General features: G+C 62.4%; 17 protein-coding genes. 5 read left to right on the top strand and 12 right to left on the bottom strand.

The features are described from left to right. Positions 1-10: 10 nt before the first annotated feature. Positions 11-1,864 carry a signal peptide peptidase SppA gene (gene sppA, locus N438_RS09115; protein WP_008807623.1) on the bottom strand — a complete coding sequence of 618 codons (1,854 nt, stop codon included), beginning with the start codon at positions 1,862-1,864 and terminating at the stop codon, positions 11-13. Positions 1,865-2,029: 165 nt separating this feature from the next. Between sppA and N438_RS09120 the strand changes: the two genes are divergently transcribed. Next, positions 2,030-2,581, top strand: coding sequence for an NAD(P)H nitroreductase (locus N438_RS09120; protein WP_008807622.1), 552 nt, complete (start codon positions 2,030-2,032; stop codon positions 2,579-2,581). Positions 2,582-3,316: 735 nt separating this feature from the next. Here N438_RS09120 and phoC read toward each other — a convergent pair. Further along, a complete protein-coding gene (gene phoC, locus N438_RS09130) occupies positions 3,317-4,063 on the bottom strand; it encodes an acid phosphatase PhoC (RefSeq protein WP_008807621.1) in 747 nt (248 codons plus the stop codon). Positions 4,064-4,288: 225 nt separating this feature from the next. Here phoC and selD point away from each other — a divergent pair, with 225 nt between their 5' ends. The 3 genes from selD to N438_RS09145 all read left to right on the top strand — a co-directional run bounded on the left by selD (position 4,289) and on the right by N438_RS09145 (position 8,435). Then, complete coding sequence (gene selD / locus N438_RS09135; RefSeq protein WP_008807620.1) at positions 4,289-5,332, top strand: selenide, water dikinase SelD; 1,044 nt, start codon at positions 4,289-4,291, stop codon at positions 5,330-5,332. Positions 5,333-5,336: 4 nt separating this feature from the next. Further along, positions 5,337-7,283: a DNA topoisomerase III gene (locus N438_RS28520; protein WP_023297427.1), complete on the top strand. Its 1,947-nt coding sequence runs from the start codon at positions 5,337-5,339 to the stop codon at positions 7,281-7,283. A gap of 171 nt (positions 7,284-7,454) precedes the next feature. Further along, positions 7,455-8,435 carry an NAD(P)H-quinone oxidoreductase gene (locus N438_RS09145; protein ID WP_116696243.1) on the top strand — a complete coding sequence of 327 codons (981 nt, stop codon included), beginning with the start codon at positions 7,455-7,457 and terminating at the stop codon, positions 8,433-8,435. Between the two features lie 42 nt (positions 8,436-8,477). Here N438_RS09145 and gdhA read toward each other — a convergent pair whose 3' ends face one another. Together gdhA and N438_RS09155 are read right to left on the bottom strand one after the other, a co-directional pair. After that, the gene (gene gdhA, locus N438_RS09150) at positions 8,478-9,821 is read right to left on the bottom strand and encodes an NADP-specific glutamate dehydrogenase (RefSeq protein WP_060619118.1); all 1,344 of its coding nucleotides are present in this window, start codon (positions 9,819-9,821) and stop codon (positions 8,478-8,480) included. Positions 9,822-10,003: 182 nt separating this feature from the next. Then, on the bottom strand, positions 10,004-10,414 hold the full coding sequence (locus N438_RS09155; RefSeq protein WP_060619153.1) for a pyrimidine (deoxy)nucleoside triphosphate diphosphatase: 411 nt from the start codon (positions 10,412-10,414) through the stop codon (positions 10,004-10,006). An 86-nt stretch (positions 10,415-10,500) separates the two neighbouring features. On the opposite strand from N438_RS09155, the gene N438_RS09160 reads away from it, so the two are divergent. Further along, positions 10,501-11,124 (top strand): CDP-alcohol phosphatidyltransferase family protein, encoded by a 624-nt coding sequence (locus N438_RS09160; protein WP_060619117.1) that lies wholly within the window; start codon positions 10,501-10,503, stop codon positions 11,122-11,124. A gap of 51 nt (positions 11,125-11,175) precedes the next feature. Here the strand turns inward: N438_RS09160 and N438_RS09165 are convergent, their stop codons facing one another. The 8 genes from N438_RS09165 to xthA all read right to left on the bottom strand — a co-directional run bounded on the left by N438_RS09165 (position 11,176) and on the right by xthA (position 18,828). Next, a complete protein-coding gene (locus N438_RS09165; RefSeq protein WP_116696244.1) occupies positions 11,176-12,483 on the bottom strand; it encodes a sulfurtransferase in 1,308 nt (435 codons plus the stop codon). 93 nt (positions 12,484-12,576) lie between these two features. Then, positions 12,577-13,209 (bottom strand): ATP-binding cassette domain-containing protein, encoded by a 633-nt coding sequence (locus tag N438_RS09170; protein WP_060619115.1) that lies wholly within the window; start codon positions 13,207-13,209, stop codon positions 12,577-12,579. Further along, entirely contained in the window at positions 13,209-14,744 is a 1,536-nt protein-coding gene (locus tag N438_RS09175; protein WP_060619114.1) for an ABC transporter permease subunit, read from the bottom strand. The genes N438_RS09170 and N438_RS09175 overlap by 1 nt, the downstream gene beginning before the upstream one ends. Beyond that, positions 14,717-15,895, bottom strand: coding sequence for an ABC transporter substrate-binding protein (locus N438_RS09180; RefSeq protein WP_110242518.1), 1,179 nt, complete (start codon positions 15,893-15,895; stop codon positions 14,717-14,719). Before N438_RS09180 ends, N438_RS09175 begins: the two co-directional genes overlap by 28 nt. A 2-nt stretch (positions 15,896-15,897) precedes the next feature. Then, positions 15,898-16,458: a carboxymuconolactone decarboxylase family protein gene (locus N438_RS09185; RefSeq protein ID WP_008807736.1), complete on the bottom strand. Its 561-nt coding sequence runs from the start codon at positions 16,456-16,458 to the stop codon at positions 15,898-15,900. Beyond that, the gene (locus N438_RS09190) at positions 16,455-17,165 is read right to left on the bottom strand and encodes a TVP38/TMEM64 family protein (protein WP_116696245.1); all 711 of its coding nucleotides are present in this window, start codon (positions 17,163-17,165) and stop codon (positions 16,455-16,457) included. Before N438_RS09190 ends, N438_RS09185 begins: the two co-directional genes overlap by 4 nt. Beyond that, positions 17,152-17,808: a TVP38/TMEM64 family protein gene (locus N438_RS09195; protein WP_012542082.1), complete on the bottom strand. Its 657-nt coding sequence runs from the start codon at positions 17,806-17,808 to the stop codon at positions 17,152-17,154. Before N438_RS09195 ends, N438_RS09190 begins: the two co-directional genes overlap by 14 nt. A gap of 213 nt (positions 17,809-18,021) precedes the next feature. Then, complete coding sequence (gene xthA / locus N438_RS09200; RefSeq protein ID WP_012542081.1) at positions 18,022-18,828, bottom strand: exodeoxyribonuclease III; 807 nt, start codon at positions 18,826-18,828, stop codon at positions 18,022-18,024. Between the last annotated feature and the right edge of the window lie 398 nt (positions 18,829-19,226).

Below are 19,226 nucleotides of genomic sequence, written 5' to 3' on the forward strand. Positions count from 1 at the left end.
CCGCTGCGTACTAACGGATGTTGGCGCAGGTCAGGCAGAAGGCATAGCGGTTCTGCGGGTCGTTAAACGCCGCCAGCTTGTCGCTCTCCGCTTTCACCGTCTCGGCCGCCGCGGCGACTGGTGCAGGCAGCCAGGCCTGAATGGCCGCCGGCAGCGAGGCGCGTACCGAGCCGGTCAGGCTATCCAGCACCATCGAGAAGAAGGTCGGCTCTTCCTGATAGTAGTTGAGGTGCCAGGTTTTCAGCTTCGCCAGCTCGGCGGCTTTAGCCACCGCATCGTCGAAGTCGCCGAGGCTGTCGACCAGGCCGTTGGCTTTGGCATCTTCCCCGGTCCAGACGTGTCCCTGGGCAATCTGGTCGATTTTCTCCGGCGTGCTCTTACGGGCGTTAGCCACCAGGGTGATAAAGCGCTGATAGCCATTCTCAATGCTCAACTGCATCAGCTGCTGCACTTCCGGCGGCAGCGCTTTGGTGCTGGAGACATCCGCCAGCGGCGACGTGGCGACGCCGTCGGTATGGACGCCAATCGACCCGAGGGTATTTTCCACGGTGTTGATTACGCCAAAGATGCCGATGGAGCCGGTGAGGGTGCTCGGGTTCGCGACGATGTAATCCGCTGGGGTGGAGATCCAGTAGCCGCCAGATGCAGCCATGCCGCCCATCGAGACCACTACCGGTTTACCGGCGGCTTTGGCTGCCGCCAGCTCTTCACGGATAATTTCTGAGGCGGTCACGCTACCGCCCGGGCTGTTAACGCGCAGAACGATGGCCTTAATTTTCGGGTCGAGGCGCGCATCGCGAATTTGCGCAGCCGTGGTATCGCCACCAACGTTGCCCGGGGTCTCCTCGCCATCCATGATGGCGCCGTTGGCAAAGATCACCGCAATGGCGGAACCTTCGTCAGACGGTGTCTTCACGTTGTAGTCGTAATAGCTGATCGCCCGGTAATTGTTATCCGTTTTGCTCCAGCCAAACTGTTTGGTCAGCGCCTTTTCCACTTCCGTGGAGGTCGCCAGCTCATCCACCAGCTTATTGTCCAGCGCATATTTTGCCGTATCGCCGCCCACTTTACGCAGGCCATCGATAATGCCCTGGGCGCCCGGGAAGAGCTGCTGGGCGGTGATCTGGCGGTTGGCGGCAATGGTGTTGAGGTAGTTCTGCCACAGTTCGCCAATCCAGCGGCTGTCCGCCTCGCGGGCGGCAGGGGACATATCATCGCGGATGAATGGCTCGACGGCGGATTTATAGGTACCGACGCGGAAGACATGGGTGGAGACCTTCAGCTTATCCAGCAGCGATTTGTAGTACAGCCCATTAGTGGCGAAGCCGTGCAGGTCAACCTCGCCCTGCGGTGAGAGCCAGATTTTGTTGGCAAAGCTCGCCAGGTAGTACTGGCCCTGGCTGTAGCTGCTGCCGACGGCATAGACCGGTTTGCCGCTGTCGCGGAACTCACGCAGCGCTTTACCGATGTACTGCATGGACGGCTGATCGCCGCCAACGAAGTTTTTCAGATCCAGCACAATACCGGTGATATTGCGGTCATCTTTCGCCTGGCGAATGGTCTGCACGATATCGAACAGAGAGTTCTCCTGCAGACGGTCCGAGCTGGCGCCAAACAGCTGGCGGCCAATTACGCCGAGCTTGCTGCTGGCGGAAGGTTTATCCACCACCACGCCGGTAATATCCAGCAACAGCGCGCCGCGCGCGGCATGTTCGCTGGTAGTGGTGCTGAACTGGCTCCAGATACCGATACACACCAGCACCAGCACCAGGAAGATCGCATTCAGAGCCAGTTTGCGAATAAAGTTGAGTATCCGCCACGTCCATTTAAAAAAGCTGGCAATCAGTCGCCAAAGGGTTCGCATGTCTTCTCCCTAACGTTATCTAAAAAGGGCAGGCCGCAGGGGCCGCCGCGTCTGGCTATCCTAAAGAGTGAGCCGTCGGTTGTCAGCAGGAATCACCGACCACGCTGTAACAAAATCCTTGTGCATGTTAATTTTATGAAAAATGACATCACAGGAGTTATACAGATGGATGCTCTCGATCTACTGCTTAATCGCCGGAGCGCTTCTCGCCTGGCGGAACCTGCCCCGGCTGGCGAACAGCTGGAAAACATTCTGCGCGCCGGGCTGCGCGCCCCGGATCATGGCACCCTGCAGCCGTGGCGCTTTTTTATTATCGCCGATGACGGCCGCGAGCGCTTCAGCCAGCTGCTGGAAAAAGGGGCCACAGAGGCCGGCCAGGATGAGAAGGGAATAGAGAAAGCCCGCAATGCGCCGTTCCGCGCGCCGCTGATCATTACCGTAGTCGCGCGCTGTGAAGACCACCCGAAGGTGCCGCGCTGGGAGCAGGAGATGTCCGCTGGCTGTGCGGTGATGGCGATGCAGATGGCGGCCCTGGCCCAGGGATTCAATGGCATCTGGCGCAGCGGAGCATTGACCGAGAGCCCGGTGGTGCGGGCCGGCTTCGCGTGCCGCGAGCAGGATAAAATTGTCGGCTTCCTCTATCTGGGGACGCCGCAGCTAAAAGCCTCAACCACCATTGCCCTGCCGGATACCGCGCCGTTTGTGACGCGCTTCTGAGTCGGTGCTTGTGATGTCGGGTGGCGGCTGCGCCTTACCCGGCCAACGCATCCGGCTCTGACTGTCTGTAGGCCCGCGCAAGCGCAGCGCCGCCGGGCAAGGACAGCGGGCACGGAGCCGATTTTGTGCCGGGTGGCGGCTCGCGCCTGACCCGGCCTACGTTCGTACGACCTGTCGTTAATTTATTTACCATTGTTGCTGAAACTGCCGGTGCTGACGGCCTCAACATCGCTGAGACGTACCCGGAAGGCCGGGGCAGCCCGCATGGATGCGGGCTGAGGGCCGTGTTTTGCAGGGACGCTGCCTCGGCCCGACCCGAAGCCTGCAGGGATAAGTCGAAGGGACCGCGCAGCGGCGATTTTGCTGGCCGGAGCCCGGGGGTACAGGGGGCGGCGGCGACTGGCCGCCCCCTGTGCGCTCCCGGCGCCATGAGTGACATAACGCAGACGATTAACCGGGAGCGCAAACTACGCTGAAGCCACAGATAACATAAACAACCATACTGCAGTGCTTCCCCTCACCCTGGCCCTCTCCCGGAGGGAGAGGGAACCGTCCGGCTGGCCGCGCAAGCGCAGCGCCGCCGGGCGATGGCAGCAGGCTCGGAGCCGCATCTATGCCGGGTGGCGGCTCGCACCTGACCCGGCCTACAACCCCTACCATTCGAATCAATCGCGGTTTTTGTAGCCCGGACAAGGCGCGCCAGGCGCCGCATCCGGGAGTTCAACGGCGATGACGTTACTTCTGCGTTTTGGCGAATTCGTCTTTGGCTTTCTGCAACTGCTGCTGGAAGGCCGGGTTGGTGTGCAGCGTAGCGACCACCGCGGAGCCGACGATGCGCGCCGCATCGACATCGCTCTGCCAGTGATAGCCGCAGATCACCCGGCTCTCGCCGAGCTCATAGCCGCGCTTCAAAATTTCATTTTGCCGCTGCGGGTTGATCTCCGCCAGCACCAGGGCGGTGGCCCAGCCGATAGAGGTATGCCCGGACGGGTAAGAGCCGTTTTTCGACAGCTTGTCCTGCTCGGTGGTGTTGCAGGTGGAGACGCCATAGAACGCAAACGGGCGAATGCGCATGTATTTCTCTTTCGCGCCGCGGGTCGCCAGATCGCCGGCGTCTTCAATCATATTGGTCAGCAGTTTGTGGAGCTGAGGCGCGTCTTTCTCGGTGATTGGGGAACCAAAGGCGCTGGAGAAGGCATTGGCCACGCCGCCCGCGCTGAGGTTGGCATCCTCTGCCGCCAGCTTCCCGCGCTCGGTATTGCGCAGCAGACGCCCCTGCTCATACATCGCCTGATCGTTTAAAAACGCGATACTGCCCACCGCCGGCGGCGGCGGCAACAGCGCCAGGCTGTCGATGGCCTGGGCATTGGTCAGATAGTAGAGATCGGGCTTGGTGGTGACATCGTTCCCGGGGGGAACCAGAGCAAAGGCGTTAACGGAGAAGAAACTGGCCAGGCAAAGGGCAAGAACACGCTTTTTCATTAGAATTTCCTTACGTCATAATCATTCCAGAGAAGACAGTCCTGTGTTGTCACATTTCTGTCATCTTTAAGTAAAAGTGAAAATGGTCGGGAAAAAATTGCCGTGTCTCGCAAAAACGGCTTTTTGTCTGCTTAATGAGCAACCATACGCGATTTCAGACTGTCGTACTTACCACCCTGGCGTTTGGGCGCTAACATAGCGGGATTGCAATGACAGGAGATGTCCATGAGCGAGCAAGCCATTCGTTTAACGCAATACAGCCACGGAGCCGGTTGTGGTTGTAAAATTTCCCCGAAGGTGCTGGAAACCATCCTGCATAGCGAGCAGGCGAAGTTTGTCGATCCGAACCTGCTTGTCGGCAACGAAACCAGCGACGATGCCGCCGTCTACGATCTTGGTAACGGCACGTCAATCGTTAGCACCACCGATTTCTTTATGCCGATCGTCGATAATCCGTTCGACTTTGGCCGCATCGCCGCCACCAACGCCATCAGCGATATTTTCGCCATGGGCGGGAAACCGATTATGGCGATTGCCATCCTTGGCTGGCCGATCAACACCCTGGCGCCGGAAATTGCCCGTGAAGTGGTGGAGGGCGGGCGCTTTGCCTGCCAGCAGGCCGGGATCGCGCTGGCGGGCGGCCATTCCATTGACGCTCCGGAGCCGATCTTCGGTCTGGCGGTCACCGGCGTGGTGCCCACCGAGCGCATCAAGAAAAACAGCACTGCGCAGGCGGGCTGCAAACTGTATCTCACCAAACCGCTGGGGATCGGTGTGCTGACCACTGCGGAGAAAAAATCGCTGCTCAAGCCAGAGCATCATGGACTGGCGACGGAGACCATGTGCCAGATGAACCTCGCCGGCGCCGCGTTTGCCGCCATCGACGGGGTGAAGGCGATGACCGACGTCACCGGCTTTGGCCTGCTCGGCCATCTTAGCGAGGTGTGCCGCGGGGCCGGCGTGCAGGCGCAGCTGCGCTATGCCGATATCCCAAAACTGCCGGGGGTGGAAGGCTATATTGCCGCCGGCGCGGTGCCGGGCGGCACCGGGCGCAACTTTGCCAGCTACGGCCATCTGATGGGCGAGATGCCGGCGGAGTGGCGGGACCTGCTGTGCGATCCGCAGACCTCCGGCGGCCTGCTGCTGGCGGTGACTCCGGAAGCGGAAGCCGAAGTCCAGGCCGCTGCGGCGGAGTTCGGCATTAAGCTGGCCGCCATCGGCGAGCTGGTCACCGCCCGCGGCGGACGACCCATGATCGAGATCCGTTGATTCGATGCGGTTGTTTATTGCGGAAAAACCGAGTCTCGGTCGGGCTATCGCCGATGTGTTGCCTAAACCGCACCGCAAAGGCGATGGCTATATTGAGTGCGGCAACGGGCAGGTGGTCACCTGGTGTATCGGCCATCTGCTGGAGCAGGCGCAGCCGGACGTCTATGACAGCCGCTATGCCCGCTGGAATCTCACCGACCTGCCGATTGTGCCGGAGAAATGGCAGCTACAACCCAAACCCTCGGTCACCAAACAGCTCAATGTGATCAAGCGTCTGCTTGGCGAGGCGCAGGAAGTGATCCATGCCGGCGACCCCGACCGTGAGGGGCAGCTGCTGGTGGACGAAGTACTCGATTACCTGCAGCTGGCGCCGGAGAAGCGTCAGCAGGTGCAGCGCTGTCTGATTAACGATCTCAACCCGCAGGCGGTGGAGCGGGCGATCAATCGCCTGCGCGCCAACAGCGAGTTCGTGCCGCTCTGCGTGTCGGCGCTGGCGCGGGCGCGTGCCGACTGGCTGTACGGCATCAATATGACCCGCGCCTATACTCTGCTGGGGCGCAACGCCGGCTATCAGGGGGTACTGTCCGTGGGGCGGGTGCAGACCCCGGTACTTGGCCTGGTGGTTCGCCGTGATGAAGAGATTGAAAACTTCGTCGCCAAAGACTTCTTCGACGTGAAGGCGCATATCGTCACGCCGCAGGAGGAACGTTTTGTCGCCACCTGGGTGCCAAGCGAAGCCTGCGAACCTTATCAGGATGAAGAAGGGCGTCTGCTGCATCGTCCACTGGCTGAGCACGTGGTTAAGCGCATCGAAGGCCAGCCGGCGCTGGTGACCGGCTATAACGATAAGCGCGATTCCGAACCCGCGCCGCTGCCGTTCTCGCTGTCGGCGCTACAGATTGAGGCGGCCAAACGTTTCGGCTTCAGCGCGCAAAACGTGCTGGATATCTGCCAGAAGCTGTACGAAACCCACAAGCTCATTACCTACCCGCGTTCGGATAGCCGCTACCTGCCGGAAGAGCACTTCGCCGGCCGTCATGCGGTGCTGAATGCGATTGCCGTCCATGCGGCGGACCTGCTGCCGCAGCCGGTGATGGATCCGGAGATCCGCAACCGCTGCTGGGATGATAAAAAGGTCGATGCGCACCATGCGATTATCCCGACCGCCCGCAGCAGCCAGGTCAAGCTCACCGATAACGAAGCGAAGGTCTACCACCTGATCGCCCGGCAGTATCTGATGCAGTTCTGCCCGGACGCGGTGTTCCGCAAATGCCAGATTGACCTCGAGATCGCTAACGGCAAGTTTGTCGCCAAGGCGCGTTTTCTGGCAGAGGCTGGCTGGCGGACGCTGCTGGGCAGCAAAGAGCGCGATGAAGAGAACGACGGCACGCCGCTGCCGGTGGTGGCCAAAGACGATGAACTGCTGTGCGAGAAGGGCGAAGTGGTGGAGCGTCAGACGCAGCCGCCGCGCCACTTCACCGACGCCACGCTGCTGTCGGCGATGACCGGGATTGCCCGTTTCGTGCAGGATAAAGATCTGAAGAAGATCCTCCGCGCCACCGACGGTCTCGGCACAGAAGCGACCCGCGCCGGGATTATCGAGCTGCTGTTCAAGCGCGGTTTCCTGACCAAAAAGGGGCGTTATATCCACTCCTCGGACGCTGGCCGGGCGCTGATTCACTCCCTGCCGGAGATGGCCGCGCGTCCGGATATGACCGCCCACTGGGAATCGGTCCTGACGCAGATCAGCGAAAAGCAGTGCCGCTATCAGGACTTTATGCAGCCGCTGGTGGGGACGCTGTTCCAGCTGATCGATCAGGCGCGGAGCACGCCAGTGCGCCAGTTCCGCGGCCTGGCCGCGCCAGCCGGGGCGAAAAAATCCTTCACTAAAGGTAAAGGCAAGCCGAAAGGGAAAAAAGCGGCAGACGATGCTGCGCCGCCGCCGCAGTAACCCGCCGGTGGTCGCGAGGATGCGAATCCCCGCGGCCACCGCTTCTCCGCCAGCCAGGTCAATGGTCTACACTAAACAGCCGGGCAGGGCTTGACGACTTTCCCCCCTGAATGCGTCTTCGCGCTTGCCGATAATGTTGCTCATTTCTCTCACCGGCGATAAGGAGGACCCGTGAAATATATCGCTATTAGCCAACCGGGCGGCCCGGAGGTATTGCAGATCCGCGAAGGAGAAATCCCTGCTATTGGGGAGAATGAGGTGCTCATTGCGGTGAAGGCCGCCGGCGTCAACCGGCCGGATATCCTGCAGCGCCAGGGGCTGTACCCTATGCCCAAGGGCGTCACCCCCGTACCTGGCCTGGAGGTGGCGGGCGTTGTGGTTGAGGTCGGCGCGCAGGTCACAGCGTTTACGCCCGGCGATCGCGTTTGTGCGCTCACCAACGGCGGCGGCTATGCCGAATACTGCGCCGTGCCGGCAGGCCAGACGCTGCCGATCCCGGCGGGCCTCAGCTTTAGCGAAGCGGCCGCCATTCCGGAAACGTTCTTCACCGTCTGGGCGAATGTCTTCCAGCTGGGTAAGCTGCAGCCTGGCGAAAGCGTCCTGATCCACGGCGGCGCCAGCGGGATTGGCACCACCGCGGTCCTGCTGTGCCACGCGCTGGGGATGACCGTCTATGCCACCGTTGGCCAGGACGAAAAAATCGCTGCCCTACGTCCCTATGCTACGGCGATTAACTACAAAACCGATGATTTTGCGGAGAAAATCGGCCAGCTGACCCACGATGAAGGCGTGGATGTCATTCTGGATATCGTTGGCGGCCCTTACTTTAACCGCAACCTTGGGATACTGAAAAAGGATGGACGGCTGGTGATCATCGGCTTTATGGGCGGACGAATCGCTCATGAGGTTGATATTCAGACCCTGATGCTCAAGCGAGCCACCATCACCGGCTCAACCATGCGCGGCCGGACGGCGGCGGAGAAACAGGAGATTGCCGAGGCGCTGCGGCGCCACGTCTGGCCGCTGCTTGAGGCAGGGAAATGCAAGCCGATGATCTACGCCAGCTACCCGATGGCGGAGGTTGCCGAGGCGCATGCTTGTCTGGACAGTGGTCAGCATCTGGGAAAAGTGGTGATCACGATGACGTCGTGAGACGCATCCCGGCGGGCAGCCGCCGGGATGCGTCAGGGGAGGTTAAATCACGCCCTGGGCCAGCATGGCATCCGCGACTTTCACGAAACCGGCGATATTCGCACCGCGCACGTAGTTGGTCTGCTTCGCTTCGCCGCCGTACTGCACGCAAGCGTGGTGGATATCCAGCATGATGTGATGCAGACGGGCATCCACTTTTTCCGCTTTCCAGCCCATGCGCGCGGCGTTCTGCGCCATCTCCAGACCGGAAGTCGCCACGCCGCCGGCGTTGGCCGCTTTGCCAGGGGCAAACAGCACGTCAGCTTCCAGGAACAGGTCGGTTGCGGCGATGGTGGTCGGCATGTTGGCGCCTTCCGCCACGGCCTTCACGCCATTGGCAATCAGCTGGCGGGCGGCATCGACGTCCAGTTCGTTCTGGGTCGCGCAAGGCAGGGCGATATCCACCGGCACTGACCACGGCTGCTGGCCTTCAAGATAGGTGAGGCCAAATTCGCGGGCGTAGTCGGCCACGCGGCCATGGGCACGCTCTTTAATGTCGATCAGGCGGGCCAGTTTTTCTTTGGTGAAGCCCGCTTCGTCAACGACGGTGCCGTTGGAGTCGGAGGCGGTGACCACCCGCGCGCCAAGCTCCATCGCTTTCTCAATGGCGTATTGCGCGACGTTGCCGGAGCCGGAAACCGCCACGCGAGCGCCTTCGAAGCCGAGGCCGTGACGTTTGAGCATCGCTTCGGTGAAGTAGATCAGACCGTAACCGGTGGCTTCCGGACGGATCAGGCTGCCGCCAAAGGAGAGGCCTTTACCGGTGAAGACGCAGGCGCTGTTGTTGGAGAGCTTGCGCATCATCCCGGCCATAAAGCCGACTTCGCGGCCGCCGACGCCGATATCGCCCGCCGGTACGTCGGTATCCGGGCCAAGGTGGCGATAGAGCTCGGTCATCAGCGCCTGGCAGAAGCGCATCACTTCGCCATCGCTCTTGCCTTTAGGATCGAAATCGCTGCCGCCTTTCCCGCCGCCCATCGGCAGGGTGGTCAGGGCGTTTTTGAAGGTCTGCTCGAAGCCAAGGAATTTGAGAATCGACAGGTTAACCGACGGGTGGAAACGCATCCCGCCTTTATACGGGCCGATGGCCGAGTTGAACTGCACGCGCCACGCGCGGTTGACCTGGACCTGATTGCGGTCATCCACCCACACCACGCGGAACTGGATCACGCGCTCCGGTTCCACCAGACGTTCCAGCAAAGCAAGCTGACGATAGCGCGGATTTTCCTCAAGGAAAGGCCACAGGGTGGTCATCACCTCCCGGACGGCTTGAGCAAATTCGGTTTGATGAGGATCGCGCTGTTGAACGCGGGTGAGAAAGCTTTCCAGAGTGCACGTCTGATCCATAGATATAAGTTCCCCTTATGGTTGTGGTTGCATGTATTTATTATGATTCGGTCCTTGAAAAAACCGATTTTCCGACTATAACACCGCTAATCCTTAGGCAAGCAAGGAAAAATTAAGCCGACAACAAAATTTATAATTGTCCGCCCGTCATAACTAAAAACGATGACGAGGCGGCGGGCGGATCAGCGGCCGGAAAGGGTTGGGCGCTGGGCGATAAAGGCATGCAGCAGAGGAATATCGGCCGGGGCGAGATCGAGGGTTAAGGCGTCGGTGGGCAGGCACCAGCGCAGCTGACTGTGATAGTGGGCCAGCGGTATGCCCTGAAAGTGCGGCACCCACCAGGCGTGCAGATGGATCTGGCGGCCGGAGACTTCCCGCTGATGGCTGGCGATATAGCATGCCGGGTGGGCGATGATGCCCATCTCCTCCTGTAGCTCGCGGGCCAGCGCCTGCGGCTGGCTTTCACCAGGCTCCACTTTGCCGCCAGCGAACTCCCACATCCCCGGCTGGTCGGCGTGGGGCGGACGCTGTGCCAGCAGAATCTTGCCATCCTGTTCAATAATGGCGGCGACAACATCAATCATTTTTAGCATAAGCATCAAGGTGAATAAGACGAATCTGGCCTATTATCACCGCCATAGACCTTGACTGACAACCGCCAACCCTGCTGGAGACCTCCGTGTTTGATAGCCACCTGCATCCGCGCCTCAAACCCCTGCTTAACGCTGTCGCCGGCGCGCTTGACCGCCCGGGTATTTCACCGGACGGGCTGACGCTCCTCGGTTTTGCCATCGGCGTGCTGGCTCTACCCTTTCTGGCGCTGGGGTGGTATAGCGCGGCGCTGGTCGCTATTCTCCTCAACCGCCTGCTGGATGGTCTGGATGGCGCCCTGGCGCGGCGGCGCGGGCTCAGCGACGCGGGGGGCTTTCTCGATATCGCACTGGATTTTCTCTTCTACGCCCTGGTGCCGTTCGGCTTTATTCTGGCAGATCCGCTGAACAATGCCCTGGCGGGGGCCTGGCTGCTGTTTGCCTTTATCGGCACCGGCAGCAGCTTTCTCGCTTTTGCCGCACTGGCGGCCAGGCATCAGATCGCCAATCCCGGCTACGCCCATAAATCGCTGTACTATCTTGGGGGCCTGACGGAGGGGACGGAGACCATCCTGTTGTTTGTCCTCGGCTGCCTGTTTCCGGCGCATTTCGCCTGGCTGGCGTGGCTGTTTGGCGCGCTGTGCTGGCTGACGACGGCGACGCGCATCTGCAGTGGCTACCAGACCTTAAAGCGGGTAACGACCACAGCGTAAACGGGGTATCGCGCGTCGCCGAAAAGGGGCGACGCGCTGAGGCGGGGCGAGTTACTGACTGCTTTCCGGGCCGCGCGCTCCGCGGGCGACCGGATTATGCGGGTTGCTGCTCCATTCGTACCAGCCGCCGTCGTACACCGCGACGTGCGGCCAGCCCATGGCGCGGGCATACATAAAGGTTTCCGAGGCCCGCCAGCCGGTCCCGCAATAGAACGCCACTTGCTGGCTCGGCAGAATGTTCCACTGGCGCCACACGGTAGCGATATCGTCAGCGCTGCGCATGGTGCCGTCCGGGTTATGGAAGTCTTCCATGTGCGTGGAGTCGCTCCCGGCGTGGCCCCAGCGGGCGCCAGCGATGTCACCCTTCGGCTTGATATAGCTGTAGCCGCTGGTGGTGCCGATAAACTCCGGCCACGAGCGGACGCTGACCAGCGAGGCGTCCTGACGATGCAGCAGCCCGCGGGCTTGTTCGGTATCCAGCATCAGCTGCGGCTGGCCGGGGATCGGCGCGCCGAAGTTCTGCGCCGGCTGCTGCGCCGGCGGCATGCCGCGCTCGACCGGCAGCCCGGCGTCGGACCAGGTCTGCCAGCCGCCGTCAAGCAGGCGCACGTCTTTGACCCCGGCGTACAGCATGATCTGCGCCACCCGCGCTGCGGCGTAGACGTCGCGACCGTAGAGGATCACCGTGGTGTCATGCCGGATGCCGTGCTTCGCCAGCATCGCTTTCAGCTGTGCGTCGGACACTTTATTCCACAGCGGTTCGCTTTCCACCTCATTAGTATCGATATAGCCCGCGCCAGGGATATGGCTCAGCAGATAGAGTTTCGGCGCTCCCCAGGCGGCTTCGAACACTTTCCAGTCGCCGGTCGGGGCGGCGGCTACGCGTTTTCCCTGCTGCAGGTCGTGCAGCCACTGGGGGTAGACCAGCTGTTCAAAGTGCGGCAGCTTTTGCAGGCGGTCGGTCTGGCTCAGCGCATCGCTCAGGGTGCTGAGCCGGGTGAAGCCCGCTTGTTTCAGCCGCGCCGCGACGCTGGCATTATCTTCCGGGTTGCCGTACAGCGCGACGGGGGTATCGGACTGGAGCTGGTGCTGCTTAGCCCAGCCGCGGAGCTGATCGTCGCTCATGGCGCCGAGCCAGCGGGCGGAAAGATTCAGGGCCTGCGGCTCATGGCCTTCCGGGCCGTTGGCGCGCTGCGGCCAGCCGTTGTAATAAGCGCTCAGCCGGGTGTCGATGGCCACGCCGTGCTGCTGTTGCAGGTGGGTGAGGGTGAGCGCTGGCATGGTTTCAGCGGCGCAGGTGGTGGAAGCAGCAAGCCCCATAAGCAGGGCGAGTGCGGTCAATTGAGAAACACGTTTCATCGAAATGCCCGACGGTAAAAAGTGGAGGGCGTATTCTCCGCTCGCCAGGCGCCGATTTCTTTGCGGTAACGCAGGTTTGCACGCTATTGCTCTTCATTGCCAGGTCTCCATCGCCAGGCAGCGTCCCGTCGGCGGACCATCCTCGCGATCGTGGGTCACCAGGATCGCCGGAATGGCCTGGCGGGCCAGCTCCTCAAAAACCCAGCGGCGGAACGCGACGCGCAGGGTGGCATCCAGACGGCTGAAGGGTTCATCGAGCAGCAGCGCCTCGGGGCGCGCCAGCAGGGCGCGCAGCAGGCTTACCCGCGCCCGCTGCCCGCCGGAGAGCGTGGCCGGGTCGCGTGGGGCGAAGCCATGCAGCCCGGCGCGGCTGAGCGCTTGCTCCACTGCGGCTTTTCGCGCCTCGCCGCGCACACTCTCCGGCAGCGCCAGCTGTAAATTTTGCCCGACGCTGAAATGGTCGAACAGCAACGGGTCCTGAAACAGGATGCCGATGCGTCGATGCTCCGTCGGCAGCGTATCGCAGCGACGTCCATTGAGCCACAGCTCGCCTTCGGCGCGAAAATCGCCTGCCAGGGCGCCAATCATCCAGGCAAAGAGTGTCGATTTCCCGCTGCCGGAAGGGCCCATCAGCGTCAGCACTTCTCCAGGCGCCACCGAAAAGGCGACCTCCCGCAGCAGCGGCTGGCGTTTCACACTCAGGGTCAGATGGTTTACGGTTAGCACTAGCGAAGTCCTCGTCGATAGCGGCCCGCCAGCCAGGCGAGAAGGGCCGTCAGGGTAAAGCATACCGCCGGCAGCAGTAATTGCCACAGCGCCTGGGCGGCGAGCGTCTGCACCTCGCCGCCGCTGCTGAGCGCCACCGCCTGGCTGGTGAGCGTCGGGATACGACCAGCCCCCAGCCATAGCGTCGGCAGATACTGCGCGATGCTCACGGAAAAGCCCACCGCCAGCGCGGTCAGCAGCGGGCGGGTCAGCGAGGGCAGGGTCAGCAGCCAGAAAATACGTGTGGGCCCCCAGCCGAGCGTGCGGGCGATTACCGCCATCCGCGGATCGCGCTGGCGCCAGGCCGGGCGCAAAATAAACAGCATCCATGGCACCACCCACAGCAGATGGCCCCACAGGACGGTCCACCATTCGCCGTCTAGCCAGGCGTACAGCGCCAGTCGGTACTGGCCAGCGGCCAGCGGCAGGGCCGGCAGGACCAGCGGCAGCCAGACCCAGCCATCTCCCCGCGTCGGGCCGCAGGCCAGCCACAGCAGGCAGACAGCCGCGCCGAGGGCGCAGGCCGCCAGCGCCAGGCCAAGGCTGTTGCCGAGGGCATCCATCTGCGGTGGCGCTGAGCGCGCCAGCCCCGCCAGCAATAGCGCGCCCAGCAGACCGCTCAGCGGCAGCAGCGCCGCCAGCAGGCGGCCGGGCAGGGCATGAGGATGAGGGTGACGAACACCGCGCAGATTGGGTTGGTACTGGCGCTGTATCCGCCACCCTCCCCAGGCCACCAGCGCCAGCCCGCCGAGGATCGTCATCAGTAACAGGCTGGCCAGCGCCCCTTTGGCCTGCTGCAGGTCATCGCCCTGGCTTAACCACTGCCACGCCAGCACGGCGAGAGTGGGCGGATTGCCGGGCCCCAGCACCAGGGCGACATCGACCGCCGACAGACTCCAGGCGGTGGCGGCCAGCAGCACCATGCCGAGGGCGGGCAGCAGGGCGGGCAGCACCAGCCAGCGCAGGCACTGCCAGCGGCCGTAGCCGAGGCTCTTCAGCGCGGTCGCCTGGTCGGCGAGGCGTTTCTCCCCCAGCAGGCCATAGATCACCCACAGCACAAAGGCGCTCTCTTTAAGGGCCATCGTCAGGCCAAGCCCGATGCCATACCGGTCGAGCGGCGGCGTCAGAAGCGGCAGCCACTGCCAGATCCAACCCCCTTCGGCGAACAGCAGCAGCGCCGCCGTCGCCAGGGCAAGATGGGGTACCGCCAGCAGCAGCGGCAGACGGGAAGCCAGTCGCCGCCAGCGGAGCGAGGGCCAGAGGGCAGCGACGACGGTCAGGGCGATCAGCAGCGCGCCGCCGACGGACAGCAGCGTCGAGACGAGCGTGGCGGCCAGCGCCTGGCCCAGCTGCGGGTCGGCGAACAGCGCCCGCCAGTGGGCCGGGGAGCGCGCAGCGCCCACCAGTTCCCCGGCGGCGGGGAGCAACGGCAGATAGATCGCCGCCATCGTCCCCCAGGCCAGCAGGATCAGTGGGTACCGTAGCGGCGCAGCCATTCCTGCTCCAGCGCGTCAACCCATGCCGCGTGCGGCTCGGCAAGCACCGACGGTAGATCCTGCGGCACGGTAGCCGCCAGCGCCTGACGCTGGCCGTCAGGCAGACGCTGCGGGTCCAGTACGCTCGGATCGCCCCAGACGGCGGCATCGGCCTTGCGCAACTGCGCTTCAGGCGAGAGCAGGAAATTGGCCACCACTTTGGCTCCAGCGACGGCGCGGGCGTTAGCCGGGATAGTAACGAAATGGACGTTGCCGAGGGTCCCCGCGGTGAAGCCGAAGCTGTAGCTGTCCGTCGGTAATTCGCCGCTGGCGGCTTTCTGCCGGGCGTGCAGCGGGTTAAACGTGAGTGATAAGCGGAGGGTGCCCTTGTTGAGCATGGTATCCATCCGGGCCGGCGACGCCGGGAAATCCTTGCCCGCCCGCCACAGGGCCGGGTGCAGCGCATCGAGATAGCGCCACAGCGGGGCCGTGACCGCCGCGAAGGTCGCCGTCTGCGGCGGCTGGCGCAGGGCGGCCGGCTGGTCGGTGAGGGCGATAAGCAGTTGCTCCAGCAGGGCGGTGCCGGTGAAGTCCGGCGGCCGCGGGTAGGTCACGCTGCCGGGATGGGTTCTGGCGAAGGCCAGCAGCGTCTGCGGGCTGGTGGGCGGCTGCGGGGTTTGCCCGCGGCGGGCGATAAACGTCAGCTGGGCGCTGCCCCACGGCGACTCAGCGCCCTCGGTGGCGACAGAAAAATCCTCCCGAACCGGTTTTTGCAGATCGACGTAGCGCCAGTTGGGCAGCGATTCGGCCCAGCCGGTGAGCAGCAGGTTGGCCTGCTTAAGCGTGCGAAAGTTTTCGCCGTTGATCCACAGCAGATCCACCGACCCGCCCCGGCGACGGCCGGCCTGCGCCTCGCTCTGGATGCGTTTCACTGCGTCGGCGGCGTCGGCGACAGGCACGATACGCAGGTCGATCGCGTAGTGGCGTTTGACCTCTTCGCTGACCCACGCCAGATAGCGGTTGACGGCCGGGTCCCCGCCCCAGGCGTTAAACCAGACGGTCTGCCCGCGGGCTTCCGTTTGGATCTGCCGCCAGCTGTCGTTGGCATTAACCGCCAGCGGCCAGAGCAGCAGCAGGCACAGACAGAGGCTGAAATCACGCAAACGGCGCATCGTTACTCCTTATTCTGCGGGGAAGAGGTGGGCATCTGACACAACCCCTGGGCCGGGATCGCCATCGCGGCATTGAACCGCGCTGATAAATTTTGCAGGCCGATCAGGGCGGTCAGCTCGGTGAGCGCCCTGGCGTCAAAATGCGCGGCCATCGCGCTGCGCAGGGCATCATCCACCTCCGGCGGCGTCTGGGTGGCGGCTTCGGCATAGGCCAGCGCCAGACGCTCTTTTTCGCTGAACAGCGTACTGCTGCGCCAGTCGGCGACCGCCAGCAGCTTGTCCTGGCTGCCGCTCCGCGCGGCGAGGGTCATGCTGGTGATATCGATACAGAATTCACAGTGGCACAGTTGGGCGATGCGGGCGCTGACCAGCGACCGCAGCACCGGATCCAGCGGCGAGCGGCGGCGTTCAATGTAGCCCACGAACAGCGAAACCAGGTAAAACAGCCACGGGATCCGTCCCCACCAGCGAATGGGGCTTAGCACCTGGCCGTAATGCCGGCGGTGCAGCCAGGCCTGCGGACGAAGGATCAGGGGGACAGAATCCAGCGGGGGTAAGCTCATGGCGACGATCTCTTATGACGTTCACGGTAAATATTTTTGGCGATAGAGATGACCACCGCCAGGGCAAAAAGCAGCGAAAGCCCGGTGGCCAGCCAGAAGGTGCCCCCGGTGAGCAGACTCCCGGCCCAGGAATAGACGATAGTCGCCGGCAGCTGGCCCACTCCGGTGGCCAGCATAAAGAGCCAGAAGCGCAGCGAGGTTAGTCCGGCGGCATAGCTGACCGGGTCAAACGGCACAAACGGCAGCAGGCGGCAGACCAGGATCGTCTGCGGGCCAAAGCGAGTGAAATAGCCGTCGACGCTGCGCAGCACCGCGCGGCCGGTGAGTTTTTCCACCACTTCGCGCCCCAGCGCTCTGGCGATGCAGAAGCAGAGCCCGGCCCCGACCATGGCGCTGAACCATGACAGCGCACCGCCCCAGAAGGCGCCGAACAGGGCGGCGTTCGCCAGGGTAATCAGGAAAGCCGGCAGCGGAGCGACGATCGCCTGGAGGATCATCAGCGCAAATGAGACCAGCGCGGCCTGCGGCCCCCAGGCGGCGATAAACCCTCTGACCTGCTGCGGATCCAGGGAGGCTAACGCCGTCAGACTCTGCTGCAGAAAGGTTCGCCCGCCGGGGAACCACCACCAGGCGGCCAGCCCGGCGACGGCCACCACGGCAAGGGCCAGCCGGGCGCGGCGCAGGTGACGGCGATCAGGTTGGGTCATGGCGCACCTCCTCGCCGGGCGTTGCCATACGGCGGGCGCGGGCAAACCGTTTGCCCATCTGCACCAGGGCAAACAGCAGCCCGCCGGCGAGGCTCAGTTTGAGCGCGAAGGCGAGAGTTACGCCCTCGCGGGCCAGCTCGCTGGCCATTACCGAATAGATGACCAGGCCCGGCAGGGTAGTCACGGCTGAGATCAGGGTAAAGGGCCAGAAAGGGATCGCCGTCAGGCCGTAGGCGTAATTCTGAATGTTGTAGGGAAAGAGCGGCACCAGGCGGGTGAGGATCAGGAAATCGCAGCCGCTGCGGGCGATACCGCGCTCAATCGCCTGAAAGACGGCGGTATGGCCCACATAGCGCTGCAGCAGATCGCGCCCAAGCCAGCGGGCGATTAAAAACGACAGCGAAGAGGCGAGGGTGGCGGCGGCAAACGAGAGCAGGGAGCCTGTCAGCGGGCCGAAGAGCATCCCGCCGGCGATCACCAGCAGGCTGCCGGGGATCAGACACAGGGTGGCAATGATAAACAGCGCGACATAGACCAGATATCCCCAGGCGCCCTGATGGCGCAGGGTGTCCTGAAGCAGATGAAGGTGAGTCAGCAGATCGTGGAGACCGACGCGATGGCTGATAACGGCCAGCGTGGCCACCAGCGCGAGAAGTCCCAGCCCTTTACCAATGGCCGGATGACGGCTTCTTTTGCATGAGGGGTGCTCCTGTACAGTCTGGACGCAGTGGACATCAAAAAGTGCGCGCGACAGTATCCTGTTCCGACGACCGTCACAATGGTTTACCGTCGCTTTGTTGATTTTGCTCAGGAAATTCTGCCCCCCGCACAGCGGGAGGCGAGAGAAGGGCGTAAATTATGGCCGGAAGGTGGCCCACACCGGCGCGTGGTCGGACGGTTTTTCCATTCCGCGGATCTCATAATCGATTCCGGTCTCCACGCAGCGCTGGGCCAGAGGCTGGCTGGCCAGCAGCAGGTCGATGCGCAGCCCGCGGTTATCGTCGAAGCCTTTGGAGCGGTAATCGAACCACGAGAAGTGCTCCTGATTGTCCGGATTAGCCTGACGCCAGGTATCCACCAGGCCCCAGCCCAGCAGGCGATCCATCCACTCCCGCTCTTCCGGCAGGAAGGAACATTTGCCGGTACGCAGCCAGCGTTTGCGGTTCTCTTCACCAATACCGATATCGAGATCGGTGGGACTGATGTTCATATCGCCCATGATCAGCACCGGATTCTCTTTGTTGAGTTCGGTCTCCAGATAGTTCTGCAGATTCTGATAGAACGCCGCTTTGGCCGGGAATTTGGTTTCATGATCGCGGCTTTCACCCTGTGGGAAATAACCGTTAATCACCGTGACGTTGCCGAAAGGCGACGGGATCTCCGCCATGATGATGCGGCGCTGAGCCTCTTCGCCATCGTCCGGGAAACCGCGGCGGACGGCAATCGGCGTCTCTTTGGTCAGCAGCGCGACGCCATAATGGCCTTTTTGTCCATGATAAAAGACGTTATAGCCGAGTTTGGCGACCTCTTCGAGAGGGAACATATCGTCGTGAACTTTGGTTTCCTGCAGGCCAATCACGTCCGGCTGGTGTTTTTCGACGATGGCGGCCAGTTGGTGTGGGCGGGCGCGCAGGCCGTTGATATTAAAAGAGACGAATTTCATAGTCGCTGCCACTGTGCAAGGTGAATAGTGCAGGGATGGTAGCAGAAATTCGCCTGGCTGGCTGCCACCGGATGCGTCATTCTGCCAATCGCTGCGCATGAGCGTGCCGTAGTTGCCCCTTTTACGGGCATGCCGCGCCAAAAAAGGGCAAATATCTACGATAAATTTCGCAGAGGATCACAATTACAGAATTATATCTTACCGTTGCATAACTTATCTTCTTTAATCACTGTTTATCCCCCTTTATCGGATACTTATTCACTAAATATGCATTTTATGTGAATAGCGTTCGGCTGTAACTCCTTGATTCTGCGTTATCTCAACCGGTTTATGCATTTTTATCGCTGGCTGGCACGAACCGTGCAATCTACATTTACAGCGTAATAACTCATATTTAT

The sequence above is a fragment of the Klebsiella sp. GL120222-02 genome (assembly GCF_003097195.1).
Classification (GTDB): domain Bacteria; phylum Pseudomonadota; class Gammaproteobacteria; order Enterobacterales; family Enterobacteriaceae; genus Klebsiella; species Klebsiella variicola.

Excerpts from the sequence above, each read along its gene's own strand:
- N438_RS09155 (WP_060619153.1), bottom strand. The coding sequence starts at position 10,414 with ATGCTAAAAATGATTGATGTTGTCGCCGCCATTATTGAACAGGATGGC.
- N438_RS09165 (WP_116696244.1), bottom strand. The coding sequence starts at position 12,483 with ATGAAACGTGTTTCTCAATTGACCGCACTCGCCCTGCTTATGGGGCTT.
- N438_RS09180 (WP_110242518.1), bottom strand. The coding sequence starts at position 15,895 with ATGCGCCGTTTGCGTGATTTCAGCCTCTGTCTGTGCCTGCTGCTGCTC.
- N438_RS28520 (WP_023297427.1), top strand. The coding sequence starts at position 5,337 with ATGCGGTTGTTTATTGCGGAAAAACCGAGTCTCGGTCGGGCTATCGCC.
- xthA (WP_012542081.1), bottom strand. The coding sequence starts at position 18,828 with ATGAAATTCGTCTCTTTTAATATCAACGGCCTGCGCGCCCGCCCACAC.
- N438_RS09185 (WP_008807736.1), bottom strand. The coding sequence starts at position 16,458 with ATGAGCTTACCCCCGCTGGATTCTGTCCCCCTGATCCTTCGTCCGCAG.
- N438_RS09120 (WP_008807622.1), top strand. The coding sequence starts at position 2,030 with ATGGATGCTCTCGATCTACTGCTTAATCGCCGGAGCGCTTCTCGCCTG.
- N438_RS09175 (WP_060619114.1), bottom strand. The coding sequence starts at position 14,744 with ATGGCTGCGCCGCTACGGTACCCACTGATCCTGCTGGCCTGGGGGACG.
- sppA (WP_008807623.1), bottom strand. The coding sequence starts at position 1,864 with ATGCGAACCCTTTGGCGACTGATTGCCAGCTTTTTTAAATGGACGTGG.
- phoC (WP_008807621.1), bottom strand. The coding sequence starts at position 4,063 with ATGAAAAAGCGTGTTCTTGCCCTTTGCCTGGCCAGTTTCTTCTCCGTT.
- selD (WP_008807620.1), top strand. The coding sequence starts at position 4,289 with ATGAGCGAGCAAGCCATTCGTTTAACGCAATACAGCCACGGAGCCGGT.
- N438_RS09190 (WP_116696245.1), bottom strand. The coding sequence starts at position 17,165 with ATGACCCAACCTGATCGCCGTCACCTGCGCCGCGCCCGGCTGGCCCTT.
- gdhA (WP_060619118.1), bottom strand. The coding sequence starts at position 9,821 with ATGGATCAGACGTGCACTCTGGAAAGCTTTCTCACCCGCGTTCAACAG.